The sequence below is a fragment of the Neptuniibacter pectenicola genome (assembly GCF_001597735.1).
Lineage (GTDB): Bacteria > Pseudomonadota > Gammaproteobacteria > Pseudomonadales > Balneatricaceae > Neptuniibacter > Neptuniibacter pectenicola.
Genome location: NZ_LUTS01000010.1, coordinates 107,501 through 130,578, shown reverse-complemented (window position 1 = coordinate 130,578; position 23,078 = coordinate 107,501). Strand labels below are relative to the sequence as shown.

Genomic DNA, 23,078 nt, shown 5'->3' with positions numbered 1-23,078 from the left:
AGGCATTATCCAATGCTTACTTAAAATCTCAGGGGCTTTATGAATTGCGCGATGGATGGATCAAGCTTCACCATTCTCAGTGAAACGCCCTGTGCGGATCCGCATGCAGGGTGTTGTGGGGGCTGAGGGTTAGAGACCCTCGGCTACCCGATTATGCTTCGTTATCGCAACCTTCCCCATTTATAGCCTTAGCACAGAAACGCATTCCACTCACAAATACTGCTGTCGGCTCCCTCTCCATTTTAATTTCTGTTATCAGTTCATCGATTTCAGAAGTGGCCGCAACGTTTAACGACCCCAGTCGCGGCTTAAGCAGCTCTAAAAGCTCACCAAGGGTATACTGGTCGCCCTGTCCATCAATAACCGCCTCTGCCCAGATGGCCTCAAACTTTAGCCCGGCTTTGGAAAAGGTAGCAGGTAAATTGAATCCCATGGACTGATCAACACCCTCTTTGGAAAGCATTTTGCCGAGTAAAGAGACTCCTTTTTCGTGCGCGGGCATAGCTGTAACAAGCCCTGGACAAATGGTAGAATCATACTCTTCAAAAACAACTAGGCCATTCTGTCGTAACCACGGCAACAGACTGGAAAGAACTTTATCAGGTTTGGGTAGGTACATTAGTACTCGACGACCAACCACTGCATCAAAAGACGAAAGATCGATATTTTTCAAATGCTTTGGTGCATCATTCAAATCTGCTTGAATAAAGCGAACATTACTGTTTCCTGATTTTTCGAGGCTTTTTTGAGCGGAAGATATCATTTCTTTACTACGCTCGATGGCTAAGATATTACCAGTGGAGCCGACAATTTCACTTAGAATTTCCGTGACCTCTCCCGGGCCGCTGCCTAGTTCAAGGATGGTCATACCCTCAGAGATCCCCGCAGCTTTAAACAGTCGTTCTGTTGTTAAATTACTTCTTTTCATATATCAATCCATTGGGTATTAAAAGCATAACATTTGTATATACGGGGGTCCGTGTATCTACCCACACCGCTATTGATTAAAAATAGATGTAATTATTTGAAAAGGAAGGAGAAACTAAAGAATTAAATCGAACTCTTCCGTGACAAAACGAGCATGCGCATTAACAATTGATATACGGGGGTCTGTATATCTACCCATGCCAGACATCCATCTGTCTGATTTATAACTATTTTTAACTTAAGCATGGCTGCAATACAAGCATCATTTTGGATAAGAAGCGCTGTAAACCAGCATAAATAGTGTAAGGCTAAAAATATATTGTATATCCATACAAATATTGTAGAGAAACAATAGCTTTGCACGAAAAGGTAATTTTTAAATCCTAAACGATTTATAGGGTCAGGCTTAGGTGCGTCAGCCTTTCGCTTTTATTCTCATTGGGCAAAGGGTGAGCGCCTAAAGGGAGGTCTTGCTTGTTATTATATTATTTTTCTGTGTTTTCGTTGCTACGCTGTTAATAATAACCAGTACTCTGCTTTTAAATATCTAAAGTTATCGAACAAGATAGCTCACTTTTGTGGACAAATTGTTATTTTTTAACAAAAGGATAAGGCCTGAGCTTGAAGTGGCAGGTTCGTTAAATTAGGTATGGTATAGAAGGTATATTGTCGTTGGCTTCCCCTATTTATTATTCGCCTACTTGTGGAACATCCGTTGTGCTTGCTCCTTGGTTTTCGGTTATTTCTTTTGCCCAGTTGTGATCAGACGCATTGGATTCTAACCCCGTTTGGTCAGCCCCTACTGTAGGCGAGAGCGTTAATTTAGTTAGTAAAGCAAAATGATCAGAACCGATTGGCGGTAAACGCTTAATGGAGTTTAGGGTAAAGTGCTGGCTATGAAATAGATGATCTAAAGGCCAACGTAGAAAAGGCAGATCCGCATGAAATGTATTCAGCATCCCCCGTCCGACTCGCGGATCTAACAGGCCGCTAATTTTACGGAATAGACGGGTTGTCGCAGACCAAGCCACGTCATTAAGATCACCTGTTACGATGATAGGTTGATTACTTTTAGCAACACTTTTAGCCACAATGATTAATTCAGCATCCCGTTCTGCTGATTCTGGATTTTCGGTAGGGCTAGGAGGGGCAGGATGCATAAAGTGCATGCGGACTTTATCACCTGAGTCTAAAGTTAAGGTGGTGTGTATGGACGGAACCTCTTTCTCGACCAAGTAAGCTATTTCTTGGTTACTTAAGGGCAACCTTGAAAACACATGCATGCCGTAAAGGTTATCCAGTGGGCATTTTATGCTGTGCGGCATATCCGTTTCCACTACCTTGAGTTGATCTTCCCACCACTGATCAGACTCGAGTGTTACAAGCACATCGGGTTTATGCGTTTGTACTAACTGAATGAGCTTATCTACCTTTCGGTTAGGCGTTAGAACATTAGCCGTCATAATACTTATTTGCTTATCAGGGCTACTCTCCTTAGTCTCTTTTACTTCATAGGGCCATAAGCGCGTATAAGGTAATATCCACCATAACTGCCAGGCCAAGCAAAGTGCAGTTATTGAGATTACAAACCAGGTTAATGGGGATTGTTTATTAAGGAAAACAAAATTGGCTATCAATAAAACCGCTATAAAAATAGCAAATTGTAGGCGAGGAAAGTCCATTCCCCTGATGGCCCAGTGGGGGTGCCGTGAAAAGGGAAGTAGCGTCACTATACAGGCTAAGGTTGTAAAAAAAGTGAGTATAACTGTCATCTGTTAGGCCTGCTCTGTCTTAATCCATATCTGAATGTCACATCGACTTATCTTCGCGTGCGGCTTTTTTAATAGCGATTAAATCCTCTTCTATATCAAGTACATTACATGCCCGTTTCAGGGCTAAACGTCGGTGATATTGGGCCGCTTTTTTTATTTCCTTGTTGTTAAGGGACTCAAGAGAGGCCAGCGCTTTTTGTAAACGAATACATACCTCTATGATACCCGCACCATCGCGTGCTATAGCCGTAAAAGCATCATCGAACATATCCTGCAAGGCAACCTCTGGAACGGCTACGCGGTCATATCTAGGTTTGCTTTCTGGTTGCTCGGGTTGATCAATGAGCGAAATTAAACGTACCAGCGACCCCGTTACCTTTATCGCTGTTCCTGGATCGTTGACGGCAGGAGATAAAGCACGCGCTGCAATTTCTGATAACGTGACTAAGCCAAACCGAGGATCATCTTCAAACGTACGGTCGTTGCCAATGTGGAATGATTTAATAAGGCCCGTGCAATCTACGTTGGACAATGCGGATGATGACATATGCACCGACGCTAGAGGTTTATCGGCTGTAGTGAGTGTTCCGGGTAATGCTGATACTACAATATGCGCATCAACACGTTGCGCCCAATCCTGAAGGGCAGCCATATCAATATGCTGCACATAACCAATCGTTGGTGAGAAAACATCTACTCCTTCGCTGGTAATATCTGATATTGATATGCCACCCAGCCTAGGTTTATCTCGTCGTCTAATAAAAGCGTTTTCCGTTGCCTTTTCAACTTTTTCAATGGTCGATCCCACCCGTCCCAGCCGCGCGATATTATCGACCCAGCGGACAAAAGTCAGAATCACTACTGCGAACACAATGGCGGTAAGCACAAAAAGGATGAATAAGCCGGCCTCGTTATAGAATGCATTTTTTACTGCAGTTAGAGCAACCACACTAAAAATAAATGCCCCAACAAAGGTTGAAAGAGCATTCTGGGATACGTCATCAGCAACCACTAAAGAGAAAGCGCGAGGGGTAGCGGAGCTGCTGGCAGCGGCGTATGCCGATACCATCGAACCCACCGAAAAGGTGGCGATTACCAACATGCTGGATGCGAGCAGTGAAAGTAAAGTTTCAACCGAATCTTGAGCAATAGAAGGCATTTGATTCGCCACAGCGGAGCCATCTATAAATTTCGCTGCAAAGACCGCTGCAATGGATAAAAAGCAGACCGCCAATGGGCGCACCCATAGCCTTTCACTAAAACGGTTGAATAGAAATCGGAGACGGTCTAACGAAATTAAAGAATTCATATGAGCCCTATGTTCAACGCATCAAATAATGGCAGTCCGATTGATTTTCTTAGTATACGCTACCATGAAAAGCGCTCGACTTTTATTCTTTGATCTACAGGATGGGTCAGCCTGACAGATACCTTGCTATAGACCATGTCTATATAGGTAGCGAAACGCTTAGTTTTGAAATAGGGCTACTTTTAAAGCATCTTCGATGCAGACGTTATGTGAAAAGTTAGGTACTTTTTTTGCTGTTTCTTCTCAGCTTATCGATGTGAATCTACTACAGTTTAACGAATACGAGTAATAAGGTTCTGACCTTCGTTGTTTGTAGTAGGCCGGCCTTTATGCTCGGAACGGGTGTCTGGCCGAGGGGTTAGTTTTATTGCGGGTTCGTTCCGGGGTTCTTTCGCCTGGGGGGGCTGGGCTCCTACAAAAGGGGGTTCGGTTGAAAACGGCAGACTGCTTTCTTATGTTGCCTTTAATAGAACCTGCTTGCCCTTAAATGACAGTTTGTAAGTTATTTGTGATCGTATTTGTTTGCAAAGCATCTCCTCTGTAAGGCTTATTTAATGGGCTTTTGATGCCTAATGGTAATTTTTGTCAGTGAAGTCGCTGCTTTTTGTTATTGTTGAATTCGGCATAGGTACTAGTATTTAGCTATACCTAAACCTTTACAGGGCGCATTTTTTAAAAAGCCCTGAAAGCCGAATAACAATGAGAAGAGGCGGTTATGAAAGTACTGGTTGCCGTAAAACGTGTAATTGACTACAACGTCAAAGTACGTGTTAAAGCCGATAATAGCGATGTTGACCTAGCTAATGTCAAAATGGCTTTAAATCCTTTCTGTGAAATAGCTATAGAAGAAGCCGTTCGTTTAAAAGAAGCCGGCGTGGCTGACGAAGTTGTTGTTGTCTCTATTGGTAGTAAAAGTTGCGAAGAACAGATGAGAACGGCATTAGCCTTGGGCGCTGATCGTGGCGTTCGTGTCGATACCGGCGATGGCCTTGATTCATTATCGGTTGCCAAGCTGTTGGCAAAAGTTGTGGAGAAAGAGGCGCCAGGTCTCGTGATTCTGGGTAAACAAGCGATTGATTCTGATAACAATCAGACTGGACAGATGCTTGCTGCGTTGCTTGACCGTCCACAAGGCACCTTTGCGTCTAAGGTCGCTGTCGAGGGCGACAAGGTACAGGTAACGCGTGAAATTGATGGTGGCTTACAAACGGTTGAGCTGCTGATGCCTGCCATTGTGACGACAGATCTTCGTTTGAACGAACCCCGCTATGCCTCCCTGCCTAATATTATGAAAGCCAAACGTAAGCCGTTAGATCTACTGACCCCTGATGAGTTAGGTGTTGCTGTATCGAGCAATTTAACGCTTTTAAGTGTTGAGCCGCCGGCAGAACGTCAAGCGGGTATCAAGGTGAGTTCAGTTGATGAGCTGGTGGAAAAATTACGCAACGAAGCAAAAGTGATATAGGGGTGAATGTTATGACCATTCTAGTCATTGCAGAACATGATAATAATGAATTAAAGCCAGTCACACTGAATACGCTAAGTGCTGCGCAAGCGATTGGTGGAGATATTCATCTTCTTGTTGCGGGTAGTGGTTGTCAGTCCGTTGCGGATGCAGCGGCTCAAATTCCGGCTGTTGCACAGGTATTAGTGGCTGATAATGACGCCTATGAGCATCAGCTTGCGGAGAATGTGAGTAAGTTGGTGCAGAGTTTAGCGGCGAGTTATAGCCATATTTTAGGGGCGTCCACAACGACAGCTAAGAACATGCTGCCGCGTGTGGCTGCGTTGCTGGATGTTAATCAGCTTTCAGATGTTATGGCGATTGAGTCATCGGATACGTTTAAGCGTCCAATCTATGCCGGTAACGCCATTGCAACGGTTCAGTCTGCCGATGCGATTAAAGTGATGACGGTACGCGGCACTGCGTTCGACCCTGTTGAAGGGGCGGGTGGTAGCGCTGAGGTGGTGAGTCTATCCGAGGTGTGTGATGCAGGCAGTTCTCGTTTTATTAATGAAGAGATTGCCGTCAGTGAACGTCCAGAATTAACCGCCGCTTCGATCGTTGTGTCAGGTGGTCGTGGTATGGGTAACGGCGAAAACTTTGAGTTGCTGAATAAGGTGGCAGATAAGTTAGGCGCTGCGGTCGGGGCATCAAGAGCGGCAGTGGATGCTGGGTTTGTGCCTAATGATATGCAAGTGGGTCAAACCGGCAAAATGGTTGCGCCAGATCTGTATATCGCCGTAGGGATCTCCGGTGCGATTCAGCACTTGGCGGGCATGAAAGATTCAAAAATTATTGTCGCGATCAATAAAGATGAAGACGCACCTATTTTTCAAGTTGCAGACTACGGCCTTGTTGCGGATCTGTTTGAGGCGGTTCCTGAACTTGAAGGCAAGCTTTAATACTTTATTGACTCAATTTTGAACAGTGCTGGCTTATACAGCGGCACTTAATAATAAAAAAATACGGAGCAACTTAAATGCTTTTCGAAGGGCAAACGATTCAAGTAAAGTCGATTGAAGACGGCATCTACGATCTGGTTTTTGATCGTCAAGGTGACTCAGTCAACAAACTCGACCAACGTACATTGGCTGAATTACGCACGGCGGTAGACACTTTAAACGGTGTAGACGGTCTTCGCGGTGTGATTTTCTCTAGTGCAAAAGATAGCTTTATCGTCGGTGCTGATATTACCGAATTTATGGGTTTCTTCTCAACGGATGACGATGAGTTGGTTAAGGGTTTGTTAGATATTCACGGCCTATTTAACCAGATTGAAGACCTGTCTGTACCAACGGTTGCTGCGATCAACGGGTTAGCATTAGGCGGTGGTTTTGAGCTGTGTTTAGCCACCGATTACCGTGTGCTGGGCGACAAGGCTAAGGTTGGTCTACCTGAAGTTAAATTGGGTATCTACCCAGGTTGGGGCGGTACTGTTCGTTTACCTCGCTTGATTGGTGTTGATAATGCCAATGAGTGGATCTGTGGTGGCAGTGAGAAGCGTGCAAGCGCGGCGCTGGTCGATGGTGCGGTTGATGCGGTTGTGGAAACCTCGCGGGTTAATGAGGCAGCATTAGATCTATTGAAAGGCTGTATCGCTGGAAAATTTGATTATCAGGCACGACGGGCTGAAAAAATAAACCCGATCAAACTGAATCAAGTTGAACAGATGATGGCGTTTGAGTCGGCTAAAGGTGTTATCGGCGCTAAAGCCGGTCCCCATTACCCTGCGCCAATGGCGGTACTAAAAACGATTCAAAAGCATGCGAACCTTCCTCGTGATAAAGCGATTGAGGTCGAGGCGAAAGGCTTTGTTAAAGTTGCGAAGACTGAGGTTTGCGCGGCACTTGTTGGTCTGTTTATGAAAGACCAATATATTAAGAAAGTGAGTAAAGGTTTTGAAAGTAAAGCAGAGCCTGTGAAGGTTGCCGCCGTATTAGGTGCCGGCATTATGGGCGGCGGGGTGGCATACCAGTCCGCGTCAAAAGGCACTCCTATATTGATGAAAGATATCAACCAAGGTGCGCTTCAGCTGGGCCTAGATGAAGCAACGAAGTTGCTGAATAAGCAAGTATCTCGTGGCCGTATGGACACGATGAAGATGGCTAAGGTGCTCAACAGCATCACGCCTACATTGAACTACGGCGATTTCTCCCAAGTTGATCTTGTGGTCGAAGCGGTCGTCGAAAATCCAAAAGTGAAAAAAGCGGTATTAGCGGAAGTTGAAGGGCACCTACCTGAAGGTGCGGTGTTGACGTCCAATACTTCAACGATCTCCATTACTGATTTAGCAACCGCATTGAAGAAGCCTGAAAACTTCTGCGGTATGCACTTTTTTAACCCTGTACATCTGATGCCATTGGTTGAAGTTATCCGCGGTGAAAAAACCTCCGAAGAGGCGATTGCACGCACGGTGGCTTATGCCAAGGCGATGGGTAAAACCCCGATTGTTGTTAATGACTGCCCTGGGTTTTTAGTAAACCGTATTCTGTTCCCGTACTTTGGTGGGTTTAGTGCCTTAATCTCTGATGGTGCTGATTTCCAACAAGTCGATCGGGTGATGGAGCGTTTTGGTTGGCCTATGGGGCCTGCGTATCTACTCGATGTGGTGGGTATAGATACGGCGCATCACGCTGATGCAGTAATGGCGGAAGGGTTCCCTGACCGTATGCAGCATGAAGGCGAGAATGCCGTTGATTGCATGTTTAAACAGGAACGCTTTGGTCAGAAAAACAATAAAGGTTTCTATCGCTATGAGCTGGATAGAAAAGGTAAGCCTAAGAAGCTAGTGGACGATGAAGTGCCTACACTTTTAGCGGCTATCAGTTCTGAAGCACGCGAGTTTAGTGATGAAGAGATCATTGAACGTATGATGATCCCGCTTTGTATTGAAACGGTTCGTTGTTTAGAAGATGGCATTGTTGCCAGCCCAGCTGAAGCTGATATGGGACTTGTTTATGGTATAGGTTTCCCTCCTTTCCGAGGTGGAGCACTGCATTACCTTGACCAGATTGGTTTAGCTAATTTCTGTGAAATGGCTCAAAAATATGAAGCCTTAGGTCCGCTGTATCAGCCGACTGAAAAGATGAAACAGATGGCCGCCGCTGGCGATAAATATTTTTCTGAAGCTAAGGGTTAAGGGGTAAAACAATGAACTTGAAACCAAATGACGTAGTCATCGTTGACGGTGTACGTACCCCAATGGGTAAGTCAAAAAATGGATCCTTCCGTAATGTACGTGCAGAAGCATTATCTGCAGCGATGATGACGGCGCTTCTTGAACGTAACGATGCATTAAATCCTGCTGATATCGAAGATGTGATGTGGGGCTGTGTTAACCAAACGAAAGAGCAAGGCTTTAACATTGCGCGTAACGCAGCGGTATTAGCGGGTATTCCCCATACTGTTGCAGGCCAAACGATCAACCGTCTGTGTGGTTCATCTATGGCTGCACTGCATGCAGTCGCCCAGAATATTATGACGGGTAATGGCGATGTATTTATTGCTGGTGGCGTTGAGCATATGGGGCATGTCTCTATTATGCACGGCGTGGATATTAACCCTCAAATGTCGAAGCAAGTGGCTAAAGCGGCCATGATGATGGGCGTTACCGCCGAGATGCTGGGTAAAATGAATGGTATTAGCCGTGAGATGCAGGACGCGTTTGCTGCACGCTCGCACCGCTTAGCCCATCAGGCGCATCTTGATGGTATGTGGGATAGCGAAATCGTGCCGGTTGAAGGCCATGATGAAAACGGTTTTAAATCTCTACTGGAAGCCGACGAAGTTATTCGTCCAGAAACAACGGTCGAAACCTTGGCTCAGTTAAAACCTGTGTTTGTGCCTAAAGTGGGTACGGTGACGGCGGGTACGTCGTCTGCTTTTTCTGATGGTGCTTCAGCTATGTTAGTGATGTCGGCTGCTAAAGCTGAGGCCTTAGGGCTTAAACCGCGGGCACGTATTGTGAGTATGGCCGTGGCAGGTTGTGATCCCTCTATTATGGGGTATGGCCCTGTACCAGCAACGCAAAAAGCCCTGAAACGTGCAGGCCTTACGGTTGATGATATTGATTATGTCGAGCTTAACGAAGCGTTTGCGGCGCAAGGCTTGTCCGTTCTTAAAGGGTTGAAACTGCTCGATAAGATGGAAGAGAAAGTTAACCTTAAAGGTGGCGCAATCGCCTTAGGACATCCGTTAGGTTGTTCAGGTACACGTATCACTAATACCTTGATGAATGTGCTTGAGCAACAAGATGGCACATTAGGTTTAGCGACGATGTGTATTGGTATGGGACAAGGTATATCAACGGTGATTGAACGCTTGTAGGTTCAGTCCGTACATTTTAACCCTGCTCTATAGCTTGTTGCCCCATCCATTGGATGGGGCTTTTTTCGTTTTGCCTTAGACCTCTTCACCCTCATCTAGCAGTCTGATACCTGCGAGTGGGTTTTCTTCGTCGAAGGCCTCCTCTTGTGGTTTATCCTTATTAGTGTCATCACTTTCGTCAACTGCAAGGTTCATTTTTAAACGCATGTCGTTGGCCGAATCTGAGTTGAGGAGTGCTTGTTCCTCGGTGATGATGCCCTGTTTATATAACTTATAAAGGGAGTCATCGAAGGTTTGCATGCCGGTCGCCTCGGATGAGGAGGTCATGATCTCTTTTAGCTCCTTAATTTCACCCTTCATAATCAGTTCTTGGATCGTTGATGTGCCGAGCATCACTTCAATTGCTGCGCAGCGTTTACCCTCGATGGTTGGAATGAGACGCTGAGAGATGATCGCTTTGAGGTTAAGTGCAAGGTCATGGAAGATCTGTTTATGACGTGCTTGGGGGAAAAAGTTGATAATACGATCAATGGCCTGGTTGGCATTGTTTGCGTGCAAGGTCGATATGGCTAAGTGGCCGGTTTCCGCATAGGTCAGGCACTGCTCCATTGTCTCTTGATCTCGAATTTCACCGATGAGGATCACATCAGGGGCTTGTCTCAACGCGTTTTTAAGGGCGTTATGGAAGTTACGGGTGTCTACCCCTACCTCACGCTGGTTAATCAATGACTTTCTATGGTTATGGACAAACTCGATCGGGTCTTCAATGGTAATAATATGACCCCCACTATTGCGGTTGCGGTGATCAATTAATGCGGCCAAGGAGGTCGATTTACCGGAGCCTGTGGCCCCGACAAATAAGACCAATCCGCGCTTTTCCATAATGACATCTTTTAGGACATTGGGGAGGCCTAAGTCATCCATTTTGGGAATGTCAGTTTTAATGTTGCGCGCCACGAGAGAGTATTGGTTTCGTTGACGGAAAATATTAATACGGAAACGGCCTACTTTGGGAATTGAATAGGCCAAGTTCATCTCTAGCTCGTCTTCAAACACCGCTTGTTGTTGCTCATCCATTAATTCACGGGCAATGGTTTCAACTTCGCCGGGTTTATAGGCTTCTTTGCTAAGGGGCGTGAGCTTACCTTCAAACTTTGCGCAAGGTGGAGCTCCAGTGGTGAGGTAAAGGTCTGATCCGTCCCGTTTGGATAAAATAGTAAGGTAGTCCTGAAACTGCATAATCTGCACATCCTTTGAACAGCAAGTGTTAAATCACAATATATAGGGCAGTGTAGTGTAAAGATGGCTGCTCGTCATGGGCCTGACGACAAAGATTATAATAGGTTGGCGAGGGCGGGAATGAACGCAAGCTGTTGATCTGAACCTGTTAATACCTTTTGATCCGCTAATAGTGCGGTCGAGGCGGCTTGATAGATGCGAGATTTAACCGGATGTTGGTCGATCTGTCTGCCGTCGGTCACGGATTGTTCGCAGCTGTCCGCATTAGGTGAACTGAACCAGCGGCAGGCTAATGGGCGTTTAGGGTAGATCGAGCAGGCTTTGTTTTCATCAAGAAAGGGGCAGGCGGCACGGAAGAGAGGTGGTTGTCGGGCTGCAATATTCTCAGCGAGCTTGGTTTTTAGGTGTTGAATTTCGGTATCAGTAAAATGTTGATGGATATAATCGGCGATGTCATCTACCACTTGTTGGGACGTTTGAATCGGAAAGTAGCAGCAGTGGTGACAGCCTTTACTGCATGCAACCGCGTGGTTTGACGGAAAGTTTTGTTCAAAGGCAACGGTCGCATCAGCAATATATTGCAGACTAACACTGACTTTATCGGATGGGTTTTCTAGGGGGCGAATCGCGGTATAAATCTGTGTGCCTAAATTGGTAAACAGGTCTTCATAGGCTTTACTGGCGACACGTATTTTTTCAGCGACAAGGGCAACATCGCCGGTAGAAAAGAATAGGTTGTTTTCAGACATCGCAGAGGCCCGTGACTATTTTTGAACAATTATAGGTTATTTCGGTAGATCTATCTTAAACCGCTTGTCCCCTACACCATGAACGGTGTCATAGCTGCGGATCATGACTGAGTGAACGTTAGCAGGGATCTTGACGCCCGCGAGGCTGCGCGTAAAAGGTTGTTCGTTCACATGGGGGTGATGCAGTATCCGCGTACCATATACCTCCCCATTAGCGCCGACAATCTCCCATTTGTTGGCATAATGATCCCAACCGGTATCGGCATGTTTAATCGTGACAGAAAAATGATAAGTGTCGTCACGTTTACTGACATCTGCATCGATGACTTCACTACTTCCGGCTGTCGCACTGAGTGAGGTAAACATCAAAAGTAGTGTTGTTATCCAGCTATGTTTCATCGTTATACGCGCCACTATTTTGAAGGTTTTTGACAGGTGTGAGTGTCATTATTAGATCTGTTTTAGCCAAACTAGCTTAACAGTATTGGCTGTGTAGTACCTTATTTAATAGACGTGCGGTCCCCGCTGGATCTTCAAACGGAAACAGGTGTCCGCCATCAATACTGATTAACTCCATCGCGGGGAAGCGCCGTGACCACCAGTTCTTCTCGCTTTTTTGAAACAGGTTACTTTTATCTCCGTAGATAACCGTGCCTTTAACTTGTCTTAACCGCTTGGGTGCATCAAGTGGCACATTGCGAAACACATCGGCTTCTACTTCAGGGGAGATTGTGAGTTCAACACCCTGTTCGGTCTCCGTTAAACCATAGGTTATATAATCATTAAAGCAGCGCGGGTGAAAATGTTTAAAGAGTGCTTTATTGCGAAAATATAACGCTGCCGCCTCGCGGCTAGGGAAGCGGGTTCGACGTTTACTGGCACGGGCAGCGGGTGTGATCTTGTCGATAAATCCCATCTTTTTGGCGATTTTTAGCGGGTAACGCTTACGCTTACTGAACAGGACCGGGTCGAGAAGAATCACATCCTTGAACAGGTCGGGACGCAGGGAGGCGGCAATGAGTGTCACCACCGCGCCAGCAGAGTGGCCCATGCCTATAATCGGCTCATTATGCTGCGCCTCTATATCGGCAATAAGCTCAGCAGCATAGTTTGTTAGGTCACTGTTAAGCGGGTAATCCCCATGACCCATCTTCTCAATATAGGTGATGTGGTAATCAGGCAATAAGCTAAAAAGGTAGTTGTAACTACTGCCGGGGAAACCGTTCGCGTGGCTAAACTGGATCTGTTTCATGGCGTATTCGTGGGCGAGAGTGGCTTTTTAACGAGCATCTCTATGGTTGTTTTTGCAATCTCATCTACATCATCTTGGTTAATATAAACCCCATCGTTAAAGAGTCTACAAAGCCCGTGTAATGCGGCCCAACTGGATTGAGCAATGCGTAAGGTGGGTTGCTCTGAGTCAAACAGTCCCTGTTCTTGTAATACTGCGACCCAATCTAACCAGCGTTTAAAGCAGCGTTTAGAGATCGCTTGTAGCGACTCGGTTGGCGTACCTGTTTTCCAAATATCTCGTCCGTACATGAGGTCATAGGTTTCACTGTTTTCGTTAGCAAAACGAATATAGGTCAATACGTAGCTTTCAAAGAGTGCGTGGGCGGACAGCGTTTCTTGCTGGACTGAAATGGACTTAATAAGTTGATCTTGCTGAATAAAACCTTGTTCTGCGATGGCGCAGAGCAGGGCGTTTTTATCTTTAAAATGGTGGTAGGGGGCGGTTCTAGAGGCCCCTACTTTATCGGCTAATTTCCGTATAGATAAATTGTCAACACCCCCGTCCGCGATCAGGTGAGTGGCTGCGTTTAATAATTTTTCTCGTAAATCACCGTGGTGATAAGGCTTTTTTGTGTCAGTCATGGCAGCAATTTATCAATCAATCTTGACAGTGTCAAAATTGATTACTATCTTAGTTAACTTGACGGTGTCTAGATTGTGCGCGCAGAGGGCGTGTCGATCGCGAAATGAATTGTTTAACCCAGTAAAAATGGATGATCTATGAGTTACGAAACGTTTACCTTGACGGTTGAAAATCATATAGCGCACTTACAGCTAAATCGGCCCGATGCTCACAATTCAATGAATCGTGCTTTCTGGGCGGAGTTTCCTCAGGCGTTACAGGTGCTCGATGTGGAGGGCGAAGCGCGTGTGTTGATTATCTCGTCTCTAGGTAAACACTTTTCGGCGGGAATGGATCTTGAGATTTTTACCCAGCCAGACCCACAAATGTTTAGCGGCGAGGCGGGCCGTAGAGCGGAAGCTATGCGGCGTTTAGTCATGCAATTACAGCAGTGCTTTTCACAGCTGGAGACGATACGTATACCCGTACTCTGTGCTATCCAAGGGGGCTGTATCGGCGGTGCACTGGACTTAGTTTGTGCGGCCGATATGCGCTACTGCACGGATGACGCATTTTTTACCATTAAAGAAACTGAGCTAGGTATGACCGCTGATTTAGGCACCTTGCAGCGTTTACCCCACTTAATCCCTTCGGGCCTTGCGAGAGAACTCGCCTACACTGGAAGGAAGATGGATGCGTATGAAGCACAACACTCAGGTTTAGTGAATCGAACCTACCCTGATGGAGCGGCGATGCTTGAGGGGGTACAGCAGATTGCTGAGGATATTGCTCTTCGCTCACCGTTAGCGGTTACCGGGTGTAAGCAGATGATTAACTATGCCCGCGATCATAGTGTGGCGGATAGTTTAAGTTACATGGCGACCTGGCAAGCCGGTATGTTTCAGCCTGTGGATATGATGCAAACCTTCAGCGCCAAAATGTCGGGTCAGCCAGCCAAGTTTGAACCGTTAAGAAAAATCGTACCGCCTTTACAGAAACCATAATCACCCTCGGCCGCACGACCATAAGCCTAAAATAATAAACCAAATTGATGAGAGTTTAGCCATGAGTAATACCCACTATCCCCACCTGTTTCAGCCGTTAGATTTAGGGTTTACGACCTTAAAAAATAGAATATTAATGGGGTCTATGCATCTAGGGCTAGAAGAGGCCCCGAATGGTTTTCAGCGGATGGCGGCCTTCTATGCGGAACGTGCAAAAGGTGGGGTTGCGCTGATTGTGACCGGAGGTATTGGCCCGAATAAAGAGGGGGCTGTACATGGGCACGCAGCGCAAATGACCAACGGTGAAGACGTTGAGCAGCATAAAATAGTCACAGAGGCGGTTCATGAGGCGGGCAGTAAAATTTGTATGCAGATTTTACATACGGGGCGTTATGCCTATAACCCTCAACCAGTTGCGCCGTCAGCGATACAAGCGCCGATTAATCCTTTTCCGCCGAAAGCATTAACGGAGGATGAGATTGAGCAACAGATTTGCGATTTTGTTCGCTGCGCTACCCTCGCCCAGCAAGCGGGCTATGATGGCGTTGAAATTATGGGTTCCGAAGGTTATCTACTTAACCAATTTATTGTGAACCGAACGAACAAGCGTGAGGATGGATGGGGCGGTGATTATGAAAATAGAATCCGTTTTCCGCTAGAGATTATTCGACGTGCCCGTGAAGCGGTGGGGCGTGAATTTATTATTATCTATCGGTTGTCGATGTTAGACCTTGTTGAGGGCGGGAGTAGTTTTGATGAGATTGTGCAGTTAGGTAAAGCCGTCGAACAAGCCGGTGCCACCATTATTAATACAGGCATCGGTTGGCATGAGGCGCGTATTCCAACCATCGCGACCAAAGTACCGCGCGCTGCCTTTACTTGGGCGTCCGCTAAAGTACGCGAGGCGCTAAGTGTGCCGGTTATTACGTCAAACCGTATCAATATGCCAGAGGTGGCTGAATCGGTTTTAGCCCGTGGTGATGCTGATATGGTGTCTATGGCGCGCCCATTTTTGGCAGATCCTGAGTTTGTGCAAAAAGCTGAACAAAATAAAGCGGATGAGATCAACACCTGTATTGGTTGTAACCAAGCCTGTTTAGATCATGTGTTTGCTGGCAAGTTAACCAGTTGCTTAGTCAACCCACGGGCGTGTCATGAGACTGAACTGTTGATCGCACCGGCGACCCACAGTAAAAAAATAGCGGTGGTGGGCGCAGGGCCAGCGGGGTTAGCATTCTCCACTACGGCGGCTAAACGAGGTCATAAGGTCACGTTGTTTGATGGCGCATCTGAAGTGGGTGGGCAGTTTAATATCGCCAAACGGATTCCGGGTAAAGAGGAGTTTTACGAAACCTTAAGGTACTTCTCTAAACAGGTTGAGCTGACAGGGGTTGAATTAAAACTTAACACTTTTGTACGGGGTGAGATGCTGGAAGAACAAGGCTTTGATGAGGTCGTGCTGGCAACGGGGATCTCCCCTCGGACGCCGGATATTGAAGGGATCGACCACCCCAAAGTACTGACGTATCTTGATGTGATGTCGGGTGCCAGTGTTGGTAATACCGTGGCCGTTATAGGGGCTGGAGGCATAGGCTTTGATATTTCTGAATACCTGATACACCAAGGGGAATCCTCTAGCTTGAACATAAAAACCTTCATGCAAGAGTGGGGTGTTGATATGAACATGGCGGCACGGGGTGGGGTAGAAAATATGACTCCAGCGTTTGAACCTGCCGCTAGAGAGGTTTATCTCTTGCAGCGTAAGAAATCTAAAGTGGGCGCTAAGCTAGGTAAAACAACCGGTTGGATCCATCGCGCTGATCTTGCAAAGAAAGGGGTTCATATGTTGAATAAGTGTGAATACCTGAAGATCGACGATGCTGGACTACATATGTTAGTTGATGGTGAGGCGAAAACGTTAGCGGTTGATAATGTGATCATCTGTGCCGGTCAGGAACCCTGTCGTGAGCTTGTTGATCAGATTAACATGTTGCCTGTTCATTTGATTGGTGGCGCCGATGTGGCGTCTGAACTGGATGCGAAAAGGGCGATTGATCAAGGTACTCGATTAGCGGCGGATATTTGAGCGTAAAGCCACAGAGAGTTGTCTCTGTGGCTTTTATCTATGTGCGGCTGTTGACTGTTGTAGGTGTTGATCGAGGGGTGTTTAGACGTGTTTTAGACGCTCATACACCTCAAGCATTTTAGGCAGTGCGCGATGAAAGGCGTTGATGACCTCAGGATCAAAGTGTTTGCCCGATTCTTCATCAAAGAGTTTAAGCGCTTTTTCTACCGGCCACGCTTCTTTGTAAGGGCGCTTTGACGTGAGGGCATCAAATACATCCGCAACGGCAACAATGCGCGCAGAGAGGGGAATCTCTTTCCCTTTCCAGCCATGTGGATAACCGCTGCCATCCCACTTTTCATGGTGCCCTTCAGCAATTTCGATACCAGTGGTGAACATACTATGTCCACTGGCGTTAAGTTGTTCTTCGCAGCGCTTTAAAACCTCTCCGCCAATGGCGGGGTGGAACTCCATATCGTGGCGCTCTTCACCGGTTAATCGACCGGGTTTAAGCAGAATACTGTCGGCGATCCCTACTTTTCCAATGTCATGCATCGGGGAGAAACGGAGTATATCGCGGATATAGCGGTTATCGATCTGGTCTTGGTAAAGGCTGTCGTGGCTAAGCTCTTCGGCGAGAATCATAGAGTATTGAGACATTCGGGCGAGATGATCACCGGTCTCAGGGTCGCGACTTTCAGCCAGTTTTGATAAACCGCTAACGGCTGATATGACAAGGCTTTCAACTAATTCTGTTTTTTCAAACGCGTGCTGTAGCTGTCCCCCTGCATTTTTTAGTAGTTGAAGGTGTTTTTCATTAAATGCCGAGGGTTGAGTGCTGGCAAAGAGTAGCACGGAGCCGCTTTGATTATTAAACGGGAAAAATAGCGCAGAGTTAATACCGGCGTCATGTAGATAAGTAGCGAGGGCTGAATGTTTTCCGTTCCAGTCGGTATCCTCCTGCCATAGAAGAGGTTCAGACAGCTCAATCATACTGCACAGTTCACAACGGAGTTTAGAGTGCCGGCTATTTTCTTGTAGCCTGAGTTGCTGGTCACTGTGAACCCTTTCAAGCAGTAAAGACTGGGTATCGTTACTATCACGGATTAAACACAAGGCATCGATTGGCAGGCGTTGTTGATACTCTCGATAAACAAAGCATAGGGCGCTATCAACACTGGTTGCTTGGTTAACGCTACGTGTCAGGTTGAAGGTGGTATCAAGGTTGAGTGCGAGCTCGTCTATAGCGGAATAGATCGTACCCATCTCATTGCGGCTTGTGATGGCGTCATCTGAAGAAGTTTTGCCTTGGGCTAAGTGTTGTAGGCGCGCCAGTATGCTTTGTAGGGGGCGACTAAAAAATCGATTAAGTGCAAAAAGGGCAGATAAACCCACCAGTAAAGAGAGGGCAAGCAGTGCGATATTGATCAGCCGCTGTTTTTCTAGCTGCTGCTCAAGCATCGTTTTAATACGTGTATCTATCTGTTGAGATAGGGCTTCTAGTTCCGCTTGATGGGCGACGACCCACTGTGCAACGGACTCTAATTTAGGCTCTGCTAGGTCCCCTCGAACCTTGTGTATTTCTTGGGAGTAGATTTGCCACTGCTGTTGGATATCCGGCAGATCGTTGAGGGCTAATAGGGTGGTGTCTAGTTTTAAGATGATGTTATTTAAATCTTCCCCATACATGCCCAGATCGCGGAAGTAGGTGTCCCAATCTCTGGGTGCGGCGCTGGCGTATTGAGTGCTGCGGCTAATAAGGGAGCTGAATAGCTGCTGTGTGCTACCGGAGCTTTGTAGCGCGTTATAGTCATGGCGGCGCTGACTTTCACTATAAAATGAAAAGAGAGTATTTATCACTAACACGCTGATTAATAAGATAATAACAGCGGTTATTTGAAAACGAAGGGTATGATAAATAGAGGATGGCGCTATTTTCATCAAGTGTTTCCTAAAGAAGGTAGGGCGGCTAAGTAACGCTTAGAGCCGATTGGGCGCCGAAAGTTTCATGCTTATCGACTACGCGTCAGATTAAACCAGTTCTTATGCTTTACCGCAGAGTCTATGCGACAGTTTCGATTAGTTGAGGAAACTCAGTCCCCGGATCGTTTGGAATCTGCTCGGCCAGTCGGCTTTGTAAGCGTTGCTGTAGTTCCTGTGACTGCTGCTCGTTCGCATCGGCCGTTTGTTCAGCATTTTGTTGTACGGCTGAAGCGGTGGCCTGTTCATCTGGTGCTGGGCGGTTACGGAAGCTTTCTTGTAGATCGAGTGCTGTTTGGATATCGATCCCTTGGAAGGACTCTGCTGCTTCGCCGGTTTGTTCTGCAAGGTATGATTCGATCTGTTTCTGCTGCGTCGCGGGGTCGGGCCGTTCTTCTGCGCGCGAGCTGCGATTGGTGCCAACGTCTGAGGGATTATTGATCTCTGAAACTTGGCTTGTGGCCGGTAGATCACGGTTACGTTCGACGGCACCGTTAGACGGTGACGCTAGTAACGCATCCGTAGGCGAAGTGTTGTTGGCCGTATCGGCACTGCTTCTTGATGTCGATGATGTAGCCGCTAAACCGAACGCAGCGATAGTATTATCCATAAAACAAACCAATAAAATTATTAAAAATCATACACTGTAAGCATAGCGCTTTAACTGACACAGAACTTCTAACCAGTATAGACCACTTTAACCCTGTTAAGTTCGGCTGCCTATGATTTTAGCTGGGTGGCTTTATCTTGAGTCTGTCAGTTGCGCCGAAATGTGTAAGGCTTGCGCTTCTGCGAGTTGAGATAGCAGTTCACGTAGCTGTGCGACCAATGCGCTGTAACCCGGTTTTTCTAAGGGTGATGATAGGTTGAAACGGGCGCTTAATAGAACGTTATCTTTTGACTCTAGTTGCCAGTAACCACTGAACACGGCTAAGCCATCTTCGGTTCCATGAAATTGATCCACATGGGTCGAAAGGGTGTATTGCCAGTCAGGGCTGCGTCCAAACTGGCCATTATCGACTCGGCTGTCGTTGAGCTGTCTGTTTAACTCGCCATGTAGGACCCGGGTAATGGCAAGGTTAGGTTGTTCGGCCCATAGATGGTGGTTAGCAATTTTGATCTGGCTTTCTGTTGTTTGTAATGCGATGCCCGCATTATTAAGGTAGGCGGCGACGGTCACGGGTCGCAAACCGATAACGTGGGCTGTATTTGTTTTTTGAACTGCGGCACTGTCGCTACTGAGTAGATAAAATTGGTTATCGTTGCGGCTGGCTTGTTGGGCACAACCGCTTAAGAGTATCAGCGAGGCGGCTAAGGCGATAAAAATGTTAGTTGGCATTTTTCCCTCCTGGAATAAGGTCTGGGCCTTTTTCAGCATCAAATATAAGTGCGTTCGGCTTTTCATCTAAGGTTTTTATCACCGGTTGTAGCTGTTTTAAGGTTTGTTGCAGCGTTTGTAGTGAGTTGTTCATCTCTAAATATAAACGACTGTCAGGCGTGAGCCCCTGAGCGGCCAAGCGTATCTCTTTTAAAGTGGCTTTCAGCTCTTCAGGCAGGGCGGCTGTATCTTTGTTGTTAACTAAGCCTTCAATCTGTTTTAGGGTGTTGTCCAGTTGAGTGATCGTTTTTTCACTGGAATTAAGCGTGCTGGCTAACTGGTCTAGAACCGGTTCGACTTTGAGTTGCTCTATCTTACTTAACACGGCGATCAACTTGTTTTCTAACTGTACAAAACCACCGGACGCCGTTGGAATAACCGAATAATCATCTACGTTTGTCAGTGCTTGTTTTGGCGCATCGGGGTAGAGGTCTAAGTCGACATAGAGGCTACCTGTTACGAGGTTGCCCGATTTTAGGCTGGCGCGCATGCCCCGTTCCACCCAATTGCTGAGTTTGGCGTGAACATCGGCCAGTACGCGCTCTTCATCTTTATAACCTAAGCGTCCCGGTTCGAGTCTAATGACCACGGGGATGCGCGAATCGGTGATTTCAGATAAATGGGCGATCTGGAAAGAGATGTTTTCCACGGTACCTACGCGCACACCGCGAAACTCCACCGGAGCACCGGCTACGAGCCCACGTACCGATTGGTCAAATAGGAGCAAATACTCGTTGTAGTAGGCATAAGGGCGTTCTTTTACACTGTTAAAATCGGCATAAAGTCGAAAGCGATCACCATCTTTAGCGCTCCTTCCTTGCTGCTCACCTTCGAGAAGGTCAAAGGTAATGCCGCCACTAAACAGGGTATCAAAGGTGCCGGTTTGAACATTAATACCATTGGCGGAGAGGTTAAGGTTAATACCGCTCATATTCCAAAAGCGGCTATCGGAGCTGACTAACTGGTCATAAGGTGCTTGGATAAAGATCCCATAAATGGCTTCTTTGGCGTCGGCATCAAAGTTGACCCGCTCAATACGGCCAACGGGAAAACCGCGGTAAAGTACGGTATCACCAACACTTAAGGAGTGAGCATTATCACTGATAAGCTCTAAGCGTAAGCCCGGTTCTGTTGTAGAGGTGACGGGCGGCTCTTCTAAACCAATATATTGTTTTGGTTGTTTGCCCTTATCGCCTGGGGTCATTTCGATGTAAGCACCCGAGAGTAATGTGCCTAAACCACTCACACCGCCTGCCCCTACACGGGGTCTGACCACCCAGAATTTTGTATCTTTAAGCAGAAGTGCTTCCGCTTCAGGCTCGATTCTTACTTGTACGAGGACATTATTATCGGGGTAATTAAGTTTGACCGATTCTACTTTGCCTACTTCTACATTACGGATTTTAATTTTTGTTTTTCCAGCTTCAATCCCATCGGCTGTAATAAAGCTGACAGTGACAAGTTGACCACGATGGGCCCAGTCGTTATAAACCATCCAACCGCCGATAAATAACGCAATAAAGGGTAGTAACCAGATGCTGGAGACCGAACGCTTAGCGCTTATCAACGGTTGTGCTGAAGAATGCTCTGTTGCTGTCATAAGTTTCAGTTATCTTGTTGGCTAGGTATCTGATGAGTGAACATAGAGAACTTAGTTAATTTCATCGAGTAGGTCATTTAAGGGGGCTTGCCCACTTTTGATGCTGTTTAACTCCCGTTGGTTCAGGTTATCCCATATTAAGCGTGGGTCAAAGCTTAAAGCCGATAGCATGGTGAGAATTACAACCCCTGCAAAGGCCGTTGCGGCGAGTCCCGGTTGAATACTGGCAAGCCCACCAAGTTGTACCAGTGCGACTAACACCGCTACAACAAAAACATCAATCATGGACCAGCGACCAATCAGTTCGGTCATTCTATACATCCATATACGTTCATTAACGCGGTTCTGATGACCCGCTTCTACGCTAAATGCGAGCCAAAATAGGGCTAGCATTTTAACAATGGGTATTAAAATACTGGCAATAAAGACAATCAGGGCAATGGGGTAAGAGCCGTGTTGCCATAATAAAACGACCCCGCCCAAAATGGTGCTAGGTTCGTCTGCACCGAGTAAGCGGGTGTGCATAATGGGGTAAAGGTTAGCAGGGATATAGAGCAGAGCGCCGGTGATTAAAAAGGCCCATGTTTTTTGTAAACTGAATGGGGTTCTTGGGTGTAACGGGCTTGAGCAGCGCTGGCAAGAATGGGCGTTAAGATCATGTATTAAACCACAGCAGTGACAACTTTGTAGTTGCTGCTGCATGGCGCCACCATAGCGATGTGCCGGTGGGGTTCTTTGAATAGATGCCGCTTGGTCGAGGCTGTGCCAAAGCTGTAATCGGTCTATACAGGTGATAGTGGCGATGAGGCAGAGTGCAAAAAGTACATAGGCCCAAAATGACATGCCAATAACTAAATCGGCCATCCCTGAGATTTTTACTAAACTGACTAAGACGCCAATGAGAAACACTTCGGCCATGGCCCAAGGGTGAAGGCTGAATATCAAACGGGTCAGTGTATAACTCCAAGGGTAGACTTGCCCTTTACGCAAAGGAAGCAAGATGACGAGGTATGCACAGAGTAGCAGGGTTGGGATGATCAAAATAAACACGCTTAGCAGCAGAGCGAGCAGGGGAAAGCCTAAAATAAGTAGATCATAACCGCTGTCTAGTAATGAAACCTGCTGCTCCCGCCCTTGGGATTGAAATGCCATAAAGGGGAAGGGGAGGGATAAAAGTAGGAAAAGAAGTGCGCTGGCGGCAAATGCGGTGGCTTTATCAATGGCATTTGACGTTTGGGACGATAATAGATGACCACACCGTGGACAGTGGGCCTTGCACCCCGGTTTCAGCGTTGATACCTCAACGATTAGGTCGCAGCAGTGGCAGGCTACATTTTCAGAAGACATGATTCTCAATGGACATCGTCTGT

19 protein-coding genes are annotated in these 23,078 nt (G+C 46.7%); 6 read left to right on the top strand and 13 right to left on the bottom strand.

The genetic code is table 11. The annotated features are described in order from the left end of the window. Positions 1 to 151 precede the first annotated feature (151 nt). The 3 genes from A3773_RS13625 to A3773_RS13615 all read right to left on the bottom strand — a co-directional run bounded on the left by A3773_RS13625 (position 152) and on the right by A3773_RS13615 (position 4,008). Entirely contained in the window at positions 152 to 928 is a 777-nt protein-coding gene (locus A3773_RS13625; RefSeq protein WP_067986939.1) for a class I SAM-dependent methyltransferase, read from the bottom strand. 688 nt (positions 929 to 1,616) lie between these two features. After that, a complete protein-coding gene (locus A3773_RS13620; protein WP_197462788.1) occupies positions 1,617 to 2,390 on the bottom strand; it encodes an endonuclease/exonuclease/phosphatase family protein in 774 nt (257 codons plus the stop codon). Positions 2,391 to 2,736: 346 nt separating this feature from the next. Next, complete coding sequence (locus A3773_RS13615; protein WP_067986934.1) at positions 2,737 to 4,008, bottom strand: DUF2254 domain-containing protein; 1,272 nt, start codon at positions 4,006 to 4,008, stop codon at positions 2,737 to 2,739. A gap of 715 nt (positions 4,009 to 4,723) precedes the next feature. Between A3773_RS13615 and A3773_RS13610 the strand changes: the two genes are divergently transcribed. The 4 genes from A3773_RS13610 to fadA all read left to right on the top strand — a co-directional run bounded on the left by A3773_RS13610 (position 4,724) and on the right by fadA (position 9,838). Then, on the top strand, positions 4,724 to 5,473 hold the full coding sequence (locus A3773_RS13610; protein WP_067986933.1) for an electron transfer flavoprotein subunit beta/FixA family protein: 750 nt from the start codon (positions 4,724 to 4,726) through the stop codon (positions 5,471 to 5,473). Between the two features lie 11 nt (positions 5,474 to 5,484). Further along, complete coding sequence (locus tag A3773_RS13605; RefSeq protein ID WP_067986931.1) at positions 5,485 to 6,414, top strand: electron transfer flavoprotein subunit alpha/FixB family protein; 930 nt, start codon at positions 5,485 to 5,487, stop codon at positions 6,412 to 6,414. A gap of 77 nt (positions 6,415 to 6,491) precedes the next feature. Further along, positions 6,492 to 8,651: a fatty acid oxidation complex subunit alpha FadB gene (gene fadB / locus A3773_RS13600; protein ID WP_067986930.1), complete on the top strand. Its 2,160-nt coding sequence runs from the start codon at positions 6,492 to 6,494 to the stop codon at positions 8,649 to 8,651. A gap of 11 nt (positions 8,652 to 8,662) precedes the next feature. Then, entirely contained in the window at positions 8,663 to 9,838 is a 1,176-nt protein-coding gene (gene fadA, locus A3773_RS13595) for an acetyl-CoA C-acyltransferase FadA (RefSeq protein WP_067986928.1), read from the top strand. A gap of 75 nt (positions 9,839 to 9,913) precedes the next feature. Here fadA and A3773_RS13590 read toward each other — a convergent pair whose 3' ends face one another. The 5 genes from A3773_RS13590 to A3773_RS13570 form a co-directional block, all read right to left on the bottom strand. Continuing rightward, positions 9,914 to 11,077, bottom strand: coding sequence for a PilT/PilU family type 4a pilus ATPase (locus tag A3773_RS13590; protein WP_067986927.1), 1,164 nt, complete (start codon positions 11,075 to 11,077; stop codon positions 9,914 to 9,916). 95 nt (positions 11,078 to 11,172) lie between these two features. Further along, a complete protein-coding gene (locus A3773_RS13585) occupies positions 11,173 to 11,826 on the bottom strand; it encodes a YkgJ family cysteine cluster protein (RefSeq protein ID WP_067986925.1) in 654 nt (217 codons plus the stop codon). A gap of 36 nt (positions 11,827 to 11,862) precedes the next feature. Continuing rightward, positions 11,863 to 12,225, bottom strand: coding sequence for a hypothetical protein (locus A3773_RS13580; RefSeq protein WP_067986923.1), 363 nt, complete (start codon positions 12,223 to 12,225; stop codon positions 11,863 to 11,865). A 76-nt stretch (positions 12,226 to 12,301) separates the two neighbouring features. Then, the gene (locus tag A3773_RS13575) at positions 12,302 to 13,078 is read right to left on the bottom strand and encodes an alpha/beta fold hydrolase (protein ID WP_067986921.1); all 777 of its coding nucleotides are present in this window, start codon (positions 13,076 to 13,078) and stop codon (positions 12,302 to 12,304) included. Continuing rightward, positions 13,075 to 13,701: a TetR/AcrR family transcriptional regulator gene (locus A3773_RS13570; protein WP_067986919.1), complete on the bottom strand. Its 627-nt coding sequence runs from the start codon at positions 13,699 to 13,701 to the stop codon at positions 13,075 to 13,077. Before A3773_RS13570 ends, A3773_RS13575 begins: the two co-directional genes overlap by 4 nt. Positions 13,702 to 13,839: 138 nt before the next feature. Between A3773_RS13570 and A3773_RS13565 the strand changes: the two genes are divergently transcribed. Further along, entirely contained in the window at positions 13,840 to 14,685 is an 846-nt protein-coding gene (locus A3773_RS13565) for a crotonase/enoyl-CoA hydratase family protein (RefSeq protein ID WP_067986916.1), read from the top strand. 61 nt (positions 14,686 to 14,746) lie between these two features. Then, a complete protein-coding gene (locus tag A3773_RS13560; protein WP_067986914.1) occupies positions 14,747 to 16,771 on the top strand; it encodes an NADPH-dependent 2,4-dienoyl-CoA reductase in 2,025 nt (674 codons plus the stop codon). An 81-nt stretch (positions 16,772 to 16,852) separates the two neighbouring features. Here the strand turns inward: A3773_RS13560 and A3773_RS13555 are convergent, their stop codons facing one another. From A3773_RS13555 to A3773_RS13535, 5 genes are all read right to left on the bottom strand, one after another. After that, positions 16,853 to 18,691, bottom strand: a complete 1,839-nt coding sequence (locus A3773_RS13555; protein WP_067986912.1) for an HD domain-containing phosphohydrolase — start codon at positions 18,689 to 18,691, stop codon at positions 16,853 to 16,855. 121 nt (positions 18,692 to 18,812) lie between these two features. Then, positions 18,813 to 19,340 (bottom strand): hypothetical protein, encoded by a 528-nt coding sequence (locus A3773_RS13550; RefSeq protein WP_067986909.1) that lies wholly within the window; start codon positions 19,338 to 19,340, stop codon positions 18,813 to 18,815. Positions 19,341 to 19,472: 132 nt separating this feature from the next. Further along, on the bottom strand, positions 19,473 to 20,069 hold the full coding sequence (locus A3773_RS13545) for a PqiC family protein (protein ID WP_067986907.1): 597 nt from the start codon (positions 20,067 to 20,069) through the stop codon (positions 19,473 to 19,475). After that, on the bottom strand, positions 20,059 to 21,708 hold the full coding sequence (pqiB, locus tag A3773_RS13540; RefSeq protein ID WP_067986905.1) for an intermembrane transport protein PqiB: 1,650 nt from the start codon (positions 21,706 to 21,708) through the stop codon (positions 20,059 to 20,061). Before pqiB ends, A3773_RS13545 begins: the two co-directional genes overlap by 11 nt. A gap of 51 nt (positions 21,709 to 21,759) precedes the next feature. Next, the gene (locus A3773_RS13535) at positions 21,760 to 23,055 is read right to left on the bottom strand and encodes a paraquat-inducible protein A (protein WP_067986903.1); all 1,296 of its coding nucleotides are present in this window, start codon (positions 23,053 to 23,055) and stop codon (positions 21,760 to 21,762) included. Between the last annotated feature and the right edge of the window lie 23 nt (positions 23,056 to 23,078).

What these genes read in the sequence shown, in the direction of transcription:
- A3773_RS13545 (WP_067986907.1), bottom strand. Translation starts at nt 20,069, where the DNA reads ATGCCAACTAACATTTTTATCGCCTTAGCCGCCTCGCTGATACTCTTA.
- A3773_RS13560 (WP_067986914.1), top strand. Translation starts at nt 14,747, where the DNA reads ATGAGTAATACCCACTATCCCCACCTGTTTCAGCCGTTAGATTTAGGG.
- A3773_RS13605 (WP_067986931.1), top strand. Translation starts at nt 5,485, where the DNA reads ATGACCATTCTAGTCATTGCAGAACATGATAATAATGAATTAAAGCCA.
- A3773_RS13570 (WP_067986919.1), bottom strand. Translation starts at nt 13,701, where the DNA reads ATGACTGACACAAAAAAGCCTTATCACCACGGTGATTTACGAGAAAAA.
- A3773_RS13625 (WP_067986939.1), bottom strand. Translation starts at nt 928, where the DNA reads ATGAAAAGAAGTAATTTAACAACAGAACGACTGTTTAAAGCTGCGGGG.
- A3773_RS13550 (WP_067986909.1), bottom strand. Translation starts at nt 19,340, where the DNA reads ATGGATAATACTATCGCTGCGTTCGGTTTAGCGGCTACATCATCGACA.
- pqiB (WP_067986905.1), bottom strand. Translation starts at nt 21,708, where the DNA reads ATGACAGCAACAGAGCATTCTTCAGCACAACCGTTGATAAGCGCTAAG.
- A3773_RS13565 (WP_067986916.1), top strand. Translation starts at nt 13,840, where the DNA reads ATGAGTTACGAAACGTTTACCTTGACGGTTGAAAATCATATAGCGCAC.
- A3773_RS13615 (WP_067986934.1), bottom strand. Translation starts at nt 4,008, where the DNA reads ATGAATTCTTTAATTTCGTTAGACCGTCTCCGATTTCTATTCAACCGT.
- A3773_RS13580 (WP_067986923.1), bottom strand. Translation starts at nt 12,225, where the DNA reads ATGAAACATAGCTGGATAACAACACTACTTTTGATGTTTACCTCACTC.
- A3773_RS13535 (WP_067986903.1), bottom strand. Translation starts at nt 23,055, where the DNA reads ATGTCTTCTGAAAATGTAGCCTGCCACTGCTGCGACCTAATCGTTGAG.
- A3773_RS13585 (WP_067986925.1), bottom strand. Translation starts at nt 11,826, where the DNA reads ATGTCTGAAAACAACCTATTCTTTTCTACCGGCGATGTTGCCCTTGTC.
- A3773_RS13610 (WP_067986933.1), top strand. Translation starts at nt 4,724, where the DNA reads ATGAAAGTACTGGTTGCCGTAAAACGTGTAATTGACTACAACGTCAAA.
- fadB (WP_067986930.1), top strand. Translation starts at nt 6,492, where the DNA reads ATGCTTTTCGAAGGGCAAACGATTCAAGTAAAGTCGATTGAAGACGGC.
- A3773_RS13575 (WP_067986921.1), bottom strand. Translation starts at nt 13,078, where the DNA reads ATGAAACAGATCCAGTTTAGCCACGCGAACGGTTTCCCCGGCAGTAGT.
- fadA (WP_067986928.1), top strand. Translation starts at nt 8,663, where the DNA reads ATGAACTTGAAACCAAATGACGTAGTCATCGTTGACGGTGTACGTACC.
- A3773_RS13590 (WP_067986927.1), bottom strand. Translation starts at nt 11,077, where the DNA reads ATGCAGTTTCAGGACTACCTTACTATTTTATCCAAACGGGACGGATCA.
- A3773_RS13555 (WP_067986912.1), bottom strand. Translation starts at nt 18,691, where the DNA reads ATGAAAATAGCGCCATCCTCTATTTATCATACCCTTCGTTTTCAAATA.
- A3773_RS13620 (WP_197462788.1), bottom strand. Translation starts at nt 2,390, where the DNA reads ATGACGGCTAATGTTCTAACGCCTAACCGAAAGGTAGATAAGCTCATT.